14 protein-coding genes are annotated in these 15859 nt (G+C 65.8%); 3 read left to right on the forward strand and 11 right to left on the reverse strand.

The genetic code is table 11. From position 1 onward, the window contains the following. Positions 1 to 768: 768 nt before the first annotated feature. Genes AC1AZA_RS10085 through aroC form a run of 3 tightly spaced genes read right to left on the reverse strand, consistent with a single transcriptional unit; the run spans position 769 to position 4177 of the window. Entirely contained in the window at positions 769 to 1221 is a 453-nt protein-coding gene (locus tag AC1AZA_RS10085; RefSeq protein ID WP_476514527.1) for a type II 3-dehydroquinate dehydratase, read from the reverse strand. A 56-nt stretch (positions 1222 to 1277) separates the two neighbouring features. After that, on the reverse strand, positions 1278 to 2972 hold the full coding sequence (locus AC1AZA_RS10090; protein ID WP_476514528.1) for a bifunctional shikimate kinase/3-dehydroquinate synthase: 1695 nt from the start codon (positions 2970 to 2972) through the stop codon (positions 1278 to 1280). A 17-nt stretch (positions 2973 to 2989) separates the two neighbouring features. Continuing rightward, entirely contained in the window at positions 2990 to 4177 is a 1188-nt protein-coding gene (gene aroC / locus AC1AZA_RS10095; protein WP_476514529.1) for a chorismate synthase, read from the reverse strand. A gap of 47 nt (positions 4178 to 4224) precedes the next feature. Between aroC and AC1AZA_RS10100 the strand changes: the two genes are divergently transcribed. Next, the gene (locus AC1AZA_RS10100) at positions 4225 to 4671 is read left to right on the forward strand and encodes a peptidase A24 (protein WP_476514530.1); all 447 of its coding nucleotides are present in this window, start codon (positions 4225 to 4227) and stop codon (positions 4669 to 4671) included. A 29-nt stretch (positions 4672 to 4700) separates the two neighbouring features. On the opposite strand, the gene mltG is transcribed toward AC1AZA_RS10100, so the two are convergent. From mltG to AC1AZA_RS10130, 6 genes are all read right to left on the reverse strand, one after another. Then, on the reverse strand, positions 4701 to 5993 hold the full coding sequence (gene mltG / locus AC1AZA_RS10105; protein ID WP_476514531.1) for an endolytic transglycosylase MltG: 1293 nt from the start codon (positions 5991 to 5993) through the stop codon (positions 4701 to 4703). 63 nt (positions 5994 to 6056) lie between these two features. Then, a complete protein-coding gene (ruvX, locus tag AC1AZA_RS10110; RefSeq protein ID WP_476514532.1) occupies positions 6057 to 6542 on the reverse strand; it encodes a Holliday junction resolvase RuvX in 486 nt (161 codons plus the stop codon). Positions 6543 to 6549: 7 nt separating this feature from the next. Then, positions 6550 to 9228 carry an alanine--tRNA ligase gene (gene alaS / locus AC1AZA_RS10115; RefSeq protein ID WP_476514533.1) on the reverse strand — a complete coding sequence of 893 codons (2679 nt, stop codon included), beginning with the start codon at positions 9226 to 9228 and terminating at the stop codon, positions 6550 to 6552. Positions 9229 to 9315: 87 nt separating this feature from the next. After that, positions 9316 to 9549 (reverse strand): hypothetical protein, encoded by a 234-nt coding sequence (locus tag AC1AZA_RS10120; RefSeq protein WP_476514534.1) that lies wholly within the window; start codon positions 9547 to 9549, stop codon positions 9316 to 9318. Then, positions 9549 to 9962, reverse strand: a complete 414-nt coding sequence (locus tag AC1AZA_RS10125) for a DUF948 domain-containing protein (protein WP_476514535.1) — start codon at positions 9960 to 9962, stop codon at positions 9549 to 9551. The genes AC1AZA_RS10120 and AC1AZA_RS10125 overlap by 1 nt, the downstream gene beginning before the upstream one ends. A gap of 136 nt (positions 9963 to 10098) precedes the next feature. Further along, entirely contained in the window at positions 10099 to 10773 is a 675-nt protein-coding gene (locus AC1AZA_RS10130; RefSeq protein ID WP_476514536.1) for a histidine phosphatase family protein, read from the reverse strand. A 65-nt stretch (positions 10774 to 10838) separates the two neighbouring features. Between AC1AZA_RS10130 and AC1AZA_RS10135 the strand changes: the two genes are divergently transcribed. Beyond that, a complete protein-coding gene (locus tag AC1AZA_RS10135; protein WP_476514537.1) occupies positions 10839 to 11204 on the forward strand; it encodes a phage holin family protein in 366 nt (121 codons plus the stop codon). A gap of 96 nt (positions 11205 to 11300) precedes the next feature. On the opposite strand, the gene rpsD is transcribed toward AC1AZA_RS10135, so the two are convergent. Together rpsD and AC1AZA_RS10145 are read right to left on the reverse strand one after the other, a co-directional pair. Beyond that, positions 11301 to 11927: a 30S ribosomal protein S4 gene (rpsD, locus tag AC1AZA_RS10140; RefSeq protein WP_476514538.1), complete on the reverse strand. Its 627-nt coding sequence runs from the start codon at positions 11925 to 11927 to the stop codon at positions 11301 to 11303. Positions 11928 to 12380: 453 nt separating this feature from the next. After that, a complete protein-coding gene (locus AC1AZA_RS10145) occupies positions 12381 to 15056 on the reverse strand; it encodes a UvrD-helicase domain-containing protein (RefSeq protein WP_476514539.1) in 2676 nt (891 codons plus the stop codon). A gap of 173 nt (positions 15057 to 15229) precedes the next feature. Here AC1AZA_RS10145 and AC1AZA_RS10150 point away from each other — a divergent pair, with 173 nt between their 5' ends. Next, positions 15230 to 15811, forward strand: a complete 582-nt coding sequence (locus AC1AZA_RS10150; protein ID WP_476514556.1) for a xanthine phosphoribosyltransferase — start codon at positions 15230 to 15232, stop codon at positions 15809 to 15811. The last annotated feature ends 48 nt before the right edge of the window (positions 15812 to 15859 follow it).

Here is a 15859-nt window from a genome sequence, read left to right on the forward strand (position 1 = left end):
CGCACGCCGAGTCCCTCGCGGTTCCTTAGCTCGTCGATGCGGTTTCTTTCCTCGGCCGACAGGTGGGAATACACTTTCGTCATGAGCGCGACACTTTCTCTTCGGTTGTGGACTTGAACACTTCCAACCTTAGAGCGGGTGTTGCGCTTCTATTTAGAACCCGGGAATATGGTCTCGTAGCGGCGCTCAGAGAGCATATTTGTAACGAAATTACAATTCTGGCCGCTAACCGCCCGTCAGCAACGTTTTTTGTAATCTTGTTACAAATATGGTCTTGAAGCGGCGCCTCGAGACCATATTTGTAACAAGATTACAAAACGCATCGCGGGATGCCGGAATAGTAGGCTGACGGACTACTCGGCTACCGGACTACCGGACTACCGGACTATCGGACTACTCGGCTACCGGGTTATGGGACAAACGGGTCATCGGACTACCGGACTGCGGGCTGCCGGACAACTGGATAACGGGACAACGGACTACCGGGATACGGAATACTGAGACCTCCGACCTACCGGGCAACAGGCCTACCGGCCTACCGTGTTACCGGACAACCGGACACCGACGATTCGCAGAACATCACCCGTTCACGGGGCGCCACCTCATCCGGGAAAAGGAGAGACAACCCCGCCTCCCTGCGCGCCGCCGACGCGAGGAACACCGACACCATACGGGTGCCGAGGTCTCCGGCACCGCTGCCGCATGACATTGCGTGAGGGGTCGGTGGACGGTACCGCTCCCTCCGCCCCTATTCAGTCAGTATTACAGTCAGTCCTGCTCGTCGACCAGATGGGCGACGGCCTCGAGGGCGAGCCGGTAGCCGTAGAAGCCCATGCCCGTGATGGTGCCGGTGGCGACGGGGCTGATGACCGAGCGCTTGCGGAACTCGTCGCGCGCGGACGGGTTGGAGATGTGCACCTCGATGAGGGGCAGACCGGCGTCGCCGACCATGTGCGCGGCGTCGGCCAGAGCGTACGAGTAATGGGTGAACGCGGCCGGGTTCATGACGACGGGGGTCTTCTCGTCGGCGGCACGATGCATCCACCGCACCATCTCCGCTTCGTCGTCGGTCTGACGCACATCCACGTCGAGTCCGAGCTCGGCGCCCCACTCGGCGCACAGACGGCGCAGGGTCTCCAGATCCTGACGCCCGTAGACGTCGGGCTGGCGTACGCCGAGGCGTCCGAGGTTCGGTCCGTTGACAACGATGACGGTGACCATGATGGGTATCTCCTTGCGTTTGAGGGATAGCGGACAGTGCGGAGCAGTTGAGCAGATCATCGGCTGATGCGCCGGAATGCCTCCTCGACGGCGTCCGCGGGCGGATCGTCCAGATGCACCGGCTGGCCAATGCCCTTGAGCACCACGAAACGCAGGGTGTTGCCGCGCGCCTTCTTGTCGCGGTGCATGAGCGCGAGCACGTCCTCGAAGGAACCGCCGTTCCAGGAGGTGGGCAGTCCCAGCGAGGCGAGCAGCGAACGGTGATAGGCCACCAGATCCTCGTCGATGTACCCCACGAGGTGCGCGAGCTCGGCGGCGTACACCATGCCGACGGCCACCGCGTTGCCATGGCGCCAGCGGAAGTGTTCGAGCTTCTCGATCGCGTGCCCCAGCGTGTGCCCGTAGTTGAGGAACTCACGCAGTCCGGCCTCCTTGAGATCCGCGGAGACGTGGTAGGCCTTGACGCTCACCGTGCGTTCGATGAGCTGGGCCACGATGTCCTCCAGATCGCCGGACCCGGACGAAGACCCGGCACCGGCGGCGGAATCGGCTCCGGCCCCGGAACCGAACGAAGCCCCGTCGAAGCCGCGCAGTTCATCCGCATGCACCTCGAGGATGCTCAGGATGGCCTGGTCGCGGATGAACCCGGACTTCGCCACCTCGCCCAGCCCCTCGGTGAAGATGTCGTTGGGCAGCGATCCCAGGGTCCTGAGGTCCGCGAGCACACCGGCGGGCGTGTAGAACGAGCCGACGAGGTTCTTGCCCTGCGGCGTGTTGATGCCGGTCTTGCCGCCGGTGGAGGCGTCGACCATGGCCAGCAGGGAGGTCGGGCAGTTGACGTAGCGGATGCCGCGCATCCATGTGGCGGCCACGAACCCGGCGAGATCGGTCGCCGCTCCCCCGCCCAGGCCCACGATCGCGTCGGAACGGGTGAAGCCCTCCTCTCCGAGCCGCTGCCAGATGCCGTTGGCCACATCGATGGTTTTGCCGCGCTCGGCGTCGGGGATGACGATGTCGCTCACCTGATAGCCGGCCTGCCGCAGCAGCGTGCGCGCACGGTCGGAATGGCGCTGGACCGGAGCGGTGTGGATGAGCGCCACGCGTACCGGCTTGCCGCCCAGCACGTCGGCGAGGTGGTTCATCGCGCCCTCGCCGATCGTCACGTCGTAGGGTTCGATGCCCTTGCCGTCCACGTGCACCTTGCGTTCGTTGATCATGTCCACCAGCTTTCTCGCCGCCCCCGCGGGGGTGAATCCGCGCGTCGTCACGCGACTCGTCGCCAGTGCGGCGAACACCGGGTCGCGCTGTTTGAACAGGCTCATCCATCGCTTGTCGGAATCGCCGGCGAGCATGGGTCTTCCCCCGGCGCGGCGGGCGCGTTCCATGGCCTCGCCCGGATCCGCCTCGAGGTAGATCACCTCGCCGCCGTCCGCAATGTAGCGTTCCAGCAGATCATGCGTCGCCTCGAACATGGGGGCTCCCCCGCCAAGGGCCAGAATGCCGGTGAACGAGTCGATGAGCTCGCCGATCACCCGGCATTCCACCTCGCGGAACGCCCGTTCGCCGTATTCCTCGAAATACTCGGGGATGCGCATGCCCACTTCGTGTTCGATCTCGATGTCCGAATCGGCGAACGGCAGGTCGAGCATGCCCGCCGTCTCCCTGCCGATGCGCGTCTTGCCGGCGCCCGGCATGCCGATGATCACGACCTTCGGTCGCACGCCCGCATTCACGTTTCCTCGCTGCGTCACGCTGTCCAACCCTCCGTTCAACGCAGGTGCTCGGGCCACGAGGCCACGTACGCCTCGGCGTTGCGGCGGGTCTCCTCCAATGAGTCGCCACCGAACTTCTCAAGCGCGAACTGGGCGAGCACCAGACGCATCATGGCCTCGCCAACCACGGCGGCGGCGGGCACGGCGGTGGCGTCGGAACGCTGGTTGATGGCGGTCGAGGCCTCACCGGTGAGCACGTCCACGGTCTTCAGGGCGCGCGGCAGCGAGGAGATGGGCTTCATGGCGGCGCGCACGCGGATCGGCTGGCCGTTGGACATGGATCCCTCGAGGCCGCCGGCGCGGTTGGACAGACGGCTGATGCGGCCGTCCGCGTTCACCACGATTTCGTCCTGCGCCCGGCTGCCGGGGCGCATGGCCTCCTGGAAGCCGTCGCCGATCTCCACGCCCTTGATGGCCTGGATGCCCATGAACGCGGAGGCCAAGGCGGCGTCAAGCCTACGGTCGGATTCCACGTAGGTGCCCAGTCCCGCAGGCACGTTGTAGGCGATGACCTCGATCACACCGCCGAGCGTATCGCCCGCGGCCTTGGCTTCGTCGATGCGCTCCATCATGCGCGCCTCGGCGGCCTTGTCCAGCGTGCGCACCGGGGAGGCGTCGAGCGCGGCCAGATCGTCCGGCGTGGGCAGCAGGGCGTCCTCATCCACACCCACGCCGCCGATGGACACCACGTGGGCCACCGTACGCACGCCGAGCGCCTGCTCGAGGAAGTTCTTCGCCACGGCGCCCAGTGCCACGCGGGATGCCGTTTCGCGGGCGCTGGAGCGCTCGAGGACGGGACGGGCGTCGGTGAAGCCGTACTTGCGCATGCCGGTGAGATCGGCGTGACCGGGGCGCGGGCGGCTCAGCGGGGCGTTGCGGCCCTCGGCGGGCAGTTCGTGGTCGAGCGGATCGGCGGACATGACCTCGGTCCACTTGGGCCATTCGGTGTTGGCGATCTCGATGGCGACCGGGGAGCCGAGCGTCCTGCCGTGGCGCACGCCGGTGAGCAGGCGCACCTTGTCCTGCTCGAACTTCATGCGCGCCCCACGGCCGTATCCCAGACGCCGGCGAGCCAACGCGTCCACGATCTCCTGCGTGGTGATGCCCACGCCTGCAGGCAACCCCTCGATCATGGCCACCAGCGCCTCGCCGTGGGACTCTCCTGCCGTCTGCCAGCGCAACATGCGAACTCCTCTCCATCGGTCGTACAACTTCGGCATATGATACCCGTATGTCCTGTCTGGTGCTGCTGCCGAGTCTGCTATGTGGAGTTGCGGTGTGCGTGAGCGACGTGCGGTCGCGGCGCGTACCCCGTGCGTGGATCGCCGCCGGCTATGCGGCGCAACTCCTCGCGCTGATGGTCTGGGCGGTATTGGCCAACCAGCTGTTCACCGTGATGATCGCCGTGGTGATCTCCCTCGGTGCCGCCCTGCTGCAGCTGCTGCTCAGTCTCGTGGTGCCCGGCGCGTTGGGATTCGGCGATGTGACCGCCACGCTCATGGTGGGGCTGGCCGTCGGTGCGGCCGGATGGCTCGCCGTACTGTACTGGTGGCTGGCCATGGGCGCATTGGGACTGGCGGCGATCGGTCTGGGGCGACGGTTCGGGCACCGTGACGTGCCCTTCGTACCGGTGATCGTACTGGCGGCCGTCATCGCGGTCGCGCTGTCCTATCTGTAGGGTCTGTAGGAATCCGCCCCGTCCGCCTGTCAGTTGGCGCCGGGATTATTGGTCTTGTACTCCTGCACGTACTGCTCGAACTGCGCGTGCTGGTCCGATTCGGAACCGGTGGTGAACTTGGTCTCCCCGGTGGAGAGGTTCGTGGTCACGAAGAACAGCCAATCGCCCTGCTCGGGGTTCATGGCCGCCTGGATGGCGTTGTCCCCCGGATTGCTGATCGGCGTGGGCGTCAGTCCCCTGTTCACGCGCGTGTTGTAGCGGTTCGAGGCGTCGTTGAGCTGCGCGTTGGTGAGCTGGCTGGCCTGGATGCCGAGCCCGTAGGCCACGGTGGTGTCCATGCCCAGGGTCATGCCCTTGTCCAGTCGATTGAGGATCACTCGCGAGACCTTGCCGTAGTATTCGGCCCTGTTGACCTCGGATTCCGCGATGGACGCAATGATGAGAATACGTTCGCGGTCCTGGCCGGTCGGCACCTTGAGCGAGTCGAGCTTGGCGATGCGCTTGTCCACCATGGCCTTGAGCACGGCCGACGCGTCGGTCTGCCCCTTGACGTTGTAGGCGCCCGGCTCGAACCAGCCCTCGAAGCTGCCGCCGGCCTCCGCGGGCAGGATGCCCGTGCCCTTGGCGTCCACGATCTTTTGGAATTCGCCCGCGTCGATGCCGGACAGCTTCGCTGCATTGGCGATGACGTCGGAGGCGCGTTCGCCGGCCTTGACCTCCAGGAAGCCTCCGGCCTTGGAGTTGTCGGACAGGATGGCGACCACGTCCGCAGCCCGCATCTTGAGCTGCAGAGAGAACGTGCCGGGGTACAGTGCGGGCGTGCCGGCGTTCGCCACCGCTTGGGTGAATGCGCCGGCGGATTTCACCACGCCGGCTTCCTCGAGCTTGGCCGCGATCTGGGAGGACGATTCGCCCTGTTCCACGGTGAATTCCACGCTTCCTTCGCCGGGACCCATGTAGTCCTCGAGAACGCTGCGAGTGACGGAGGAACCGAACCGGCCGATGTTGGCGCGCACGAGAGAGAACACCGTTCCCGCGCACACCAGTACGAGCACCACGGCCAGGGCGACGATGGCCGCCTTCATCGCGCCACGCCGCTTGGCAATCTGCCGTTTGCGCCGCATGTCCCTGCGTGACTTGGGAGGGGCGGGGGGCGGCGGCAGCCTGCGCGCGGACGGTTCGGCCGAGGTGCCGCCCGATGTACCGTCCGCGGGCGAAGCACCGGGCAAGGATGCGGAAGCAGCGGCATCCGGCACGGGATTGCCGTCCTGATCCACCCATTGCGTGTTCTCGTCGAAGAAATCGCGCAAATCGTCAGACACCGTCCACTCCTTCATTCGGGTTCATTCAGCGGTCATTCCACCAGCGATTGCATCGTTTGACGTCTAGAGCGGCATAACGCCATTCATGCGCCGATCGAGCGCCGACTGCAGGATGTTCACCGCGGACTGCTGGTCGACGCGAGGCCTGTGGCGCCGGGACGACATGCCTGCATCCGCGAGTTGGTGATGCGCGCTCACGGTCGTCAATCGTTCATCCTGCAACGATACCGTGGGAACCTGTATGTCGACAAATCGCCGTTCGATATCGTCCTGTGCAGCCGATTCCATCCGCTTGGTCAGATTGGCCGCCCATCGGCGTGCCTTCTTCGCGCTTTTGCCTTCCGTGCCGTCGAGCTGCAACGGAAGTCCCACTACGACGTGCGTCACGTGCTCGTCCTCGATGACGTCGATCACATCGTCGATGGTGTGAAAGGAATCCCCCCAGGCTTCGATGTTGCCTGCGGGGTGAGCCAAGGTGAGCTCCGGGTCGGACAGTGCGAGTCCGACCCGGGCATCACCAAGGTCTACGCCGAGCCATACCGCTTTCACGCGGCGATCAGCCCCTCTGCGCCTCGTTGACCAGCGCCGTCAGGGCCTGATCGATCTTCGCGGCGTCCTGACCGCCGCCCTGCGCGAAGTCCGGCTTGCCGCCGCCGCCACCGCCGAGGATCTTGGAGGCGCCGCGGACCAGATCGCCCGCCTTGATGCCGTTCTTGCGCGCGGCGGCGTTGGTGGCGGCCACCACCATGGGCTTGCCGTCCTCGTTCACGCCGGCGAGGGCAACGACCACCGGGGACTCATCGCCGAGCTGGGCGCGCACGTCGGTGACGGCCTTGCGTAGCGCGTCGAAGGAGCCGAAGTTGCCCACGTTCTTCGCAGCCACCTTCACCGGGGCGGCGGACGCCTTGGCGTCGGCCACGAGCTGCGGGATGGATGCGGCAAGCTGACCTTCGTACATGGCGGCGAGCTTGCGGTCGGATTCCTTGAGCTTGGCCAGCAGGGTGGAGATGCGTTCGGCCAGCTCGTCCGGGCGGGCGTTGAGCTTGTCGGACAGCTGGGAGACGAGCGCGTGCTCGCGGGCGTTGAACTCGTAGGCGCCCTGACCGACCACGGCGTCCACACGGCGCACGCCGGAGCCGATGGAGGCCTCGGACATGATGTTGATGGCACCGATCTTGCCCACGTGATCCACATGGGTGCCGCCGCACAGCTCGCGGCTCCAGCCATCCTCGCCGATGGAGACCACGCGCACGATGTCGCCGTACTTCTCGCCGAACAGATGCATGGCACCGAGGGCGATGGCGTCGTCGAACTTCATTTCGCGGGTGGTGACGGCGAGGTTGTCGCGCAGACGGTCGTTGACGCGCGCCTCGACGGCGTTCATGGCGTCCTTGCTGGGGGCGCTGGACCACTGGAAGTCGAAGCGCAGACGGTTCGGAGCGTCCTCGGAGCCGCGCTGGGTAGCCTGCGGACCGAGCTCCTCGCGCAGCGCCTTGTGCACCATGTGCGTGGCGGTGTGCGAGCGGGCGATGGCGCCACGGCGGTCCAGATCGATGTTCGCGTTGACTTCCGCGCCCACCACCAGGGTGCCTTCGGTCAGGCGGCACTGGTGGACGATGAGGTCCTTGATGGGCTTCTGCACATCGTCCACCTCGAGCACCGCACCGTCGTCGGAGAGGATCTCGCCCTGATCGGCGAGCTGGCCGCCCGCTTCCGCGTAGAACGGGGTGCGGTCCAGGATGACCTCCACGGACGCCGGACCGGTCGCGGCCGGCACGGAACCCTTGCCTTCCTGCATGATGCCGATCACGCGGGCGCGGGCGGACATGTCGGTGTAGCCCAGGAAATCGATCGGCTTGGCGAGCGTCTTCTTGAAGTCGTCGTACACGTTGAGGTCCACGTTGTGGCGCTTCTTGAGCGCGTCGGCGCGGGCGCGGGACTTCTGCTCGTTCATGAGCTCGCGGAACTTCGCCTCGTCCACCTTGACGCCCTGGTCGGCGGCCATCTCGAGGGTCAGCTCGATCGGGAAGCCGTAGGTGTCGTGCAGGGTGAAGGCGTCGGTGCCGGAAACGACCGGATCCTTGGTCTCCTTGGCCTTCTTGACGGCCACGTCGAGAATCTGGATGCCGTTCTCCAGCGTGCGGCGGAACGCGTCCTCCTCGCCGTAGGCGGCCTCGGACACGTCATGGAACGTGTCGTTGAGCTCCGGATAGCTGGCGGCCATGGCCTCCTTGGAGACCGGCAGCAGCTCGGGGATGACCGGATCGGTCACGCCGAGCACGCGCATGGCCTGCACGGTGCGGCGCAGCAGGCGGCGCAGCACGTAGCCGCGGCCGACGTTGCTCGGACGCACGCCGTCGGACATGATCATGAGGGCGGAACGCACATGGTCGGCCACGACGCGGAACTTCACGTCGGCCGCCTCGTCGCTGCCGTACCTAAGGCCGGAGAGGCGTTCGGCCGCCTCGATGACCGGGAAGACCTCGTCGGTCTCGTAGATGTTCTGCTTGCCTTGCATCAGGTACGCGAGGCGTTCCAGACCGGCGCCGGTATCGATGTTCTTGTGCTCGAGCTCGCCCACGATGTGCAGGTCGGTCTTCGACTTGACGTTGTCCACCTCGTAGTTCTCGAACACAAGGTCCCAGATCTCGATGTAGCGGTTCTCGTCCGCGATCGGACCGCCCTCGACGCCATACTCGGGGCCGCGGTCCACGTAGATCTCGGAGCAGGGGCCGCCGGGGCCGGGGCCGCCGGTGGTCCAGAAGTTGTCCTCCATGCCCATGATCTGGATGTGCTCGGGGTCCACGCCCTCGTTCTTCCACATCGAACGGGCTTCCTCGTCGTCGGTGAAGGTGGTCATCCACAGCTTCTCCGGGTCGAAGCCATAGCCGCCCTCGCTTTGCGGGGTGGTGAGCAGCTCCCACGCGTAGTGGATGGCCTCCTCCTTGAAGTAATCGCCGAAGGAGAAGTTGCCGAGCATCTGGAAGAAGGTGCCGTGGCGGGTGGTCTTGCCCACCTCGTCGATGTCCAGCGTACGCACGCACTTCTGGTTGGATGCCATGCGGTGCTTCGGCGGGGTCTGTTCGCCCATGAGGTACGGGATGAACGGCACCATGCCGGCGATGGTGAACAGGGTGGTGGGGTTGGGCGAGATCAGCGAGGCGGACGGCACCACGAGATGGTCCTGCTTCGCGAAATAGTCCAGATAGCGCTTGGCGATTTCAGACGTGCGCAACTTGAAGACTCCTTGATTGTTTTGGTGGAAAACCTGAGGCATGGAACATCGCGGGTTTCGGGCGTCCATGCGCGCCCTTGGACGGGCCTACCGCTCGGTCAGGTACCGTCCGGTCAGTTCGGCTTCGCGGGCCTCGCGGGCACGGTTGAAGTCCTCCCACAGGGCCGCAAGCGTGCGGACGGTGACGTTGTCCTGATCGGGGCCGAGCACGAACTGCCGTGCGGCGTCGGGGGTGTGCGCCTTGACATAGGCCTGCGCCTTGGCGGCCAGCACCAAGCCTGCGGTCACGCCCACGCCGATCCAGAAGAGTCGCTTGAGCATCAGTCCTCCTTGGCCGGGGTCTCGGCGTGCCTGCCGTGTTCGGTTCCGTCGGCGCCGGCGCGCTTGTCAAGAAAGGAACGGACCGTGGTCTTGACGGCGTAGATGACCGCCTGCGCCTTGATGACCGGTTTGCCGAGGAACGAACCGTACAGGTCCGTCAGCGCGCCGACGTTGGTGGCGGTGGTGGACGCGGCGGCGGAGATCTTGTTGACGTCCTCGAGCGAGCGGTTGACCTGCTTGACCGTGGTGACGGATTCGTCAAGCGCGGGCAGGGCGTGGTTCCCCGTGTCCTTGACCGTTTCGGCGATCTGATCGAACAGTTTGCCCAGACGGATCAGCGGGTAAATGAGAAAACCCGCGAGCACGGCGAACGCGATGGCCGCGATCAGACCGGCGATCTGTCCCACATCCATCCTGTACCTCTTTTCGTTGCGTGGCATGCCGCGACATTCGGCCGCCCCGGCACGCACAATACCCGCACAAGCCTAGACAATGGCCCAGACCGTGGCGGCTGGGTTCCTGTGGCCAGCCTGTGACGCGGGGAAGGCGCTAACGGTTGTAGGAGACGACGGTGACCGCGTGCCCGAACGGCTTGGCGGTGTCGAAGTCGAGCACGGTGACCGACCCGTTGGCCGGCCGTTCGCTCAGGTCCAGATCCGGTCCCCCGAACCGGTGCGCAAGGCTCAGCAGCGTATTGCCATGGGAGATCTGGAGCACGTCGTCGCCGTCCTTCAGGTTCGGATTGGCGGCGATCAGGGCGAACGCGCCCTCCACACGGGTCCAGTATTCGGCGTCGGATTCGGCGTCGTGGAACGGATCCGCCTCCTTGAGGAAATCGCGGCTCGCGGCCAACCCGAAGCGCTCCACGATCTGGTTGTACGTCTTCACGCCGTGGGGTGCGCCCGCCGCGTACCATGCCATCGCCATGTCCAGGCCTTCGTAGTAGCCGTAGAACTGCTCGCGGAAGTGCATGTCCGCCACGAGGGCCGGCCGGGCGTGTCCGGACCGCTCGTTGATGTCGAGGATGCGCTCGGCGGTCTGCTGCGCGCGCGTGGTGTCCGAGCAGTATGCGGCGGCGAAGTCCAGCCCCTTGAGCTTCTCCCCCGCCTTGGCGGCGTCGGCGATGCCGGATTCGGTCAGCGGCGAGTTGGACCAGCCCTGCAGGCGGTTGTAGCGGTTGAAGTACGTCTGCCCGTGGCGGACGAGGTGCAGATGAAGGATCATGGTTCGATTATGGCGTCGCGTGCCGATTTTCTCAAACCTTGCGCCGAACCTGCGATAATGGTGGCATGAGTGGTTTCATTTCCCGTTGGCTCACGCTGGCCGTCGCCGCCGGCGTGATGGTATGGCTGCTGCCAGGAATGCAGCCGGTCGGAGAGCCGGCGATCTGGGGCGTGCTGGCGTTCTCGCTGTTCATGGCCCTGCTGGACGCCTCCATCAAACCCGTGGTCAAGCTCATGTCCCTGCCGCTGACCATCCTCACGTTCGGCATCTTCGCGCTGGTGCTCAACTGGCTGTTCATGCGCCTCGCCTCGTGGCTGGCGGTGAGCGTGTTCGGCGTGGGCGTCACCATCGACGGCTTCTGGTGGTCGGTGCTCGGCTCGCTCATCATGGCGATCGTCTCCGGCGCGGTCTCTTCGATCATCGGCGACTGACGCGCGAGCTCCCTCGGCGCCGAAGGTCAACGAAGTCGCCCCCGCAACCTGATGGCTGCGGGGGCGACTTCGGTATGTCCTAAATGGGGATCCAGATCAGCGAGCGTAGAACTCGACGACGTACTGGATGTTGACCTGCACCGGGATCTGCTCGACCTCCGGCTTGCGGGTGAGGGTGGCCTTCAGGGAGGCCAGGTTCACGTCGAGGTAGCCGGGAACCGCGGGCAGTACATCGCGATGCACGCCTTCGGCGGCGATCTGGAACGGCACCATGGTCTGGCTCTTGGCCTTCACCTGAATGGTCTGGCCGGGCTTGACGCGGTAGGACGGACGATCCACGATGTTGCCGTCGACGAGGATGTGACGGTGCACCACGAACTGACGGGCCTGAGCGGTGGTGCGGGCGAAGCCGGCACGCAGGACCAGGTTGTCGAGACGGGTCTCGAGGTTGATCAGCATGGCGTTGCCGGTCTGGCCGGGCGTGTGGGTACCGAACTCGTAGGCGGCACGCATCTGCTTCTCGGAGAGGCCGTACTGGGCGCGCAGACGCTGCTTCTCGCGCAGACGGACCGCGTAATCGGATTCGGTGCGACGACGGTCGCGGCCGTGCTCGCCGGGGGCGTACGGGCGCTTCTCGAAGATGCGCTGGGCCTTCGGGGTCAGAGCGATGCCGAGGGCGCGGGAAAGGCGCACCTGACGGCGGGAACGCTGAACATTGGTCATGTTCTTTGAACCTTTTCTGTATTCTGTCGTTATCTGAACGGAACGTCGAGCCTGCGCCCGACGCTGAGTCGGCCTCCCCAACGCTTCACCGTGCGCACGCACGAGCGGCTCCGTTCCGCAAGCGGAACATCGCCTCCGACCCGTTGATGGGCTAAGACTCCAGATAAGTGCTGCCGGTCGGCAGACACCAAGAAAACATTATATACACGCCCCGTGGACCAAACGCCACACCCATACTCACGGACCCTCTCACAGCTTCTCGATAGCCGAACCGTCAAGCGGAGGGTCCAGTGGACCCTCCGTAGGCGAGGCGAGCCGCCACCACGGCGGCGAGGGCCCTACTTGACAAGCTCACAGCTTCTCGATAGCCGAACCGTCAAGCGGAGGGTCCAGTGGACCCTCCGTAGGCGAGGCGAGCCGCCACCACGGCGGCGAGGGCCCCTATCGAGAAGCTCACAGCTTCTCGATAGGGGCAAGACGCAGCATGAGCCGCTTGACGCCCTGCGAGCCGAAGTCGACGGTGATGACCGAGTTGCGTCCCTTGTCCTGCGTGTCCTGCACCACGCCGAGGCCGTACTGGTCGTGCAGCACCTTGTCGCCCACGGCGAAGTCGGCGATGTTGAGCTGGTTGTCCTTGGCGAGGGAGGAGGCCGGCCGTGCCGCCGAGGACGAGCCAGCCGCCGTTCCGGAGCTCTTCGGGGCCACGCGCCTGGTGGTCACCCTGCCGCCACGTGTACGACCGTACGCATTGGAGCCACGCGATCCCGATCCATACGAAGAGCCGGAACCGCCCCCGTACGACGACCCCGATCCGTACGTACGCCCGTACGCACCACTGCCGTAGGACGATCCGCCACGCGACAATCCGCCACGCGAGGACGAACCGCCCGAACGCGAACGGGACCCGTAGGAGCCCGAACCGCCATACGAGCGTCCGTACGAGGATCCGCCGCCGTAGGTGGACGAACCGCCGAACGAGAACCCGCCGAAATCGTCGTCCCCGGCCTCGAATCCGCCGAAATCGTCGTCGTCCGCCCCGCCGCGCAGCCGCTCCGCGCTGGTCTCCCGGCGCTTCCAGTCGATGAGCTCGTCCGGAATCTCGTCGAGGAACTGGCTGGGCATCATCTCCGCGGCCTGCCCCCACTGGGCGCGCACGGCCGCACGGGTCACGTACAGCCTGCGCTTGGCACGCGTGATGCCCACATACGCCAGACGGCGCTCCTCCGCCAGCTCCGTAGTGTCCTCGAGGGAACGCGAATGCGGGAACGTGCCCTGCTCCATGCCCGTGAGGAACACCACGGGGTATTCCAGACCCTTGGCGGTATGCAACGTCATGAGCGTGACCTTGCCCGAGTCCTCCCCCTCGCCGGGCAGCTGGTCGGAATCGGCCACGAGCGCCGTGGTCTCGAGGAAGCCGGCGAGCGTGGCGTCCGGCGTGTTCTGCTCGAACTCGGCGGCCACGGACTGCAGCTGCGAAAGGTTCTCCACGCGCGAGGCGTCCTGCGGGTCCTCGCTGCGCTGCAGCTCCTCAAGCAGTCCGGAGCGGGACAGCACCTCGGCCACCACCTCGCTGGGCTTGCTTTGATGGTCCGCGGCGAACTGCGACAGTCCGGTCATCAGTTCGCGGAACTCCTTCAGCTTGGTCGCGGTACGCGTGGGCATGTCGTAGATCTTCTCCAGATTCGCGATCCCGTCCCAGAATCCCGTGCCGTTCTCGTCCGCATACCCGGCCACGAGCGCCTCGGCACGCGCGCCGAGCCCACGCTTGGGCACGTTGAGGATGCGCCGCATGTTCACGCTGTCCGCCGGGTTCACGATGGCCTGCAGGTACGCCATGGCGTCCTTCACCTCGCGCCGCTCGTAGAACTTGGTGCCGCCCACGAGCTGGTAGGGCAGACCGGCGTTGATGAGTGCCTCCTCGAGCGAGCGCGACTGCGCGTTGGCGCGGTACATGATCGCCATGTCCGCGTAGGCGATGCCCTCCTCGCCGTGCAGGCGCGCGATCTCCGTGGCGATCCACTGCGCCTCCTGCTGCGCGTTGTCCGCCGCGTACCCCACGATCGGCTCCCCCTTGCCGAGCGCGGTCCACAACTTCTTGGGCTTGCGGCCCTCGTTGTGGGAGATCACGGCGTTCGCCGCGTCGAGGATGGTCTGCGTGGAGCGGTAGTTCTGCTCGAGCATGATGGTGCTGGCGTTCGGGAAGTCCTTCTCGAAGTCCTGGATGTTGCGGATGTCCGCGCCGCGGAACGCGTAGATCGACTGGTCGGAGTCGCCCACCACGGTCACCCACGCAGGCCCGGGGATGCCGAGGCGCGCGGCGTCCTGCGGATCCATGTCCACGCCCGCCAGCTCGCGCACGAGCACGTACTGGGCGTGGTTGGTGTCCTGGTACTCGTCCACCAGAATGAAGCGGAACTTGTGCCGGTAGTAGTCGGCTACGGCGGGCTGCGTACGCAGCAGCTCCACCGTGCGCATGATGAGGTCGTCGAAGTCCACGGCGTTGGCGAGCGCGAGCCGGTGCTGGTATTCGGCGTACATGACGGCGTAGAGCTCCTCCACGTTGCCGAGGCGCCCGAGCTGGTAGCCGCGCTGGCCCGGCTTGTAGTCGGCCGCGTAGGCGGCGAGCTGCGTGCGCCAGTCCGTGAGGTTGTTCTTGAAGTCGGAGATGCGTCCGAGGATGGTGCGCGGGGTATAGCGCTTGAGGTCCACGTTCAGATCGGCGCCGATGAGCTTGACGAGCCGTTCGCAGTCGGCCGTGTCGTAGATGGAGAATCCGGAGTTGAGGCCGATCGCCTTGCCGTCGCGCCTGAGGATCCGCACGCACGCCGAGTGGAACGTGGAGACCCACATGCGTTCGGCCACCGGGCCGATCAGCGCGGCCAGTCGCTCGCGCATCTCCGCCGCCGCCTTGTTGGTGAACGTGATGGCCAGCACCTGACTGGGCCACGCGCCGAACTGGCTGAGGATCCATGCGATGCGGCGGGTGAGCACGCGGGTCTTGCCGGAGCCTGCGCCCGCGCCGATGAGCAGCGCCTGTCCGCGGTACTGCACGGCCTCGGACTGCTGCGGGTTCAGGTCCCCCACGAGTTCCTGCGCGCCGCGCGCGATGATGTCCCGATCCTGAGCCATGGTCGTCCGCCCCCTGCCTGTCAGTGTTGTCCGTGATCGCCGTCGAAGGCGCCGTCACATCATAGCGGCCGAGGTTGACGGTCGGCGTTCCTCTTCCGCCGCCGGTGGTAAGTTGGTCGATCATCCATAAGCCAACCATCGACCTTTACGCAAGGGGGCTGTGTCATATGTCTATGCAGGAACTTGAGGAGCGCATCGCCAAGGACGGGACCGTCAAGCCCGGCAACGTGCTCAAGGTGGACGCCTTCCTCAACCACCAGTGCGACGTATCGCTGTTCGACCGCATGGGAGCCGCGTGGGCGGAGCATTTCGCCGGCAAGCGGATCGACAAGATCCTCACCATCGAGGCGTCCGGCATCGGCATCGCCTGCCTCGCGGCCCGCCACTTCGGCGACGTGCCCGTCGTGTTCGCCAAGAAGGCGCAGTCCATCAACCTCGACGGCGACCAGTACTCCACCACGGTCTACTCGTTCACCAAGCGCAAGGAATTCCCGGTCATCGTCTCCAAGAAGTACCTCAACGCCGGCGACCACGTGCTGCTCATCGACGACTTCCTCGCCAACGGCAAGGCCATGCAGGGGCTCATCTCGCTGTGCCATTCGGCAGGCGCGGTAATCGAAGGCATCGGCATCGCCGTGGAAAAGGGCTTCCAGGACGGCGGCCGTCTGCTGCGCGAGGAGGGCTACGACGTCGATTCGCTGGCGATCGTGGACGCGATGGATCCCGAGACCGGCCAGATCACGTTCCGCCACTGAACGGGCGCCAGCCACAGCACCGATTCAGAGAGAAAGAGAAGAGAGGAA

Source organism: Bifidobacterium sp. LH_389, from assembly GCF_056357235.1.

What these genes read in the sequence shown, in the direction of transcription:
- AC1AZA_RS10085 (WP_476514527.1), bottom strand. Translation starts at nt 1,221, where the DNA reads ATGGTCACCGTCATCGTTGTCAACGGACCGAACCTCGGACGCCTCGGC.
- aroC (WP_476514529.1), bottom strand. Translation starts at nt 4,177, where the DNA reads ATGTTGCGCTGGCAGACGGCAGGAGAGTCCCACGGCGAGGCGCTGGTG.
- AC1AZA_RS10100 (WP_476514530.1), top strand. Translation starts at nt 4,225, where the DNA reads ATGTCCTGTCTGGTGCTGCTGCCGAGTCTGCTATGTGGAGTTGCGGTG.
- AC1AZA_RS10120 (WP_476514534.1), bottom strand. Translation starts at nt 9,549, where the DNA reads ATGCTCAAGCGACTCTTCTGGATCGGCGTGGGCGTGACCGCAGGCTTG.
- AC1AZA_RS10125 (WP_476514535.1), bottom strand. Translation starts at nt 9,962, where the DNA reads ATGGATGTGGGACAGATCGCCGGTCTGATCGCGGCCATCGCGTTCGCC.
- AC1AZA_RS10130 (WP_476514536.1), bottom strand. Translation starts at nt 10,773, where the DNA reads ATGATCCTTCATCTGCACCTCGTCCGCCACGGGCAGACGTACTTCAAC.
- AC1AZA_RS10135 (WP_476514537.1), top strand. Translation starts at nt 10,839, where the DNA reads ATGAGTGGTTTCATTTCCCGTTGGCTCACGCTGGCCGTCGCCGCCGGC.
- rpsD (WP_476514538.1), bottom strand. Translation starts at nt 11,927, where the DNA reads ATGACCAATGTTCAGCGTTCCCGCCGTCAGGTGCGCCTTTCCCGCGCC.
- AC1AZA_RS10145 (WP_476514539.1), bottom strand. Translation starts at nt 15,056, where the DNA reads ATGGCTCAGGATCGGGACATCATCGCGCGCGGCGCGCAGGAACTCGTG.
- AC1AZA_RS10150 (WP_476514556.1), top strand. Translation starts at nt 15,230, where the DNA reads ATGCAGGAACTTGAGGAGCGCATCGCCAAGGACGGGACCGTCAAGCCC.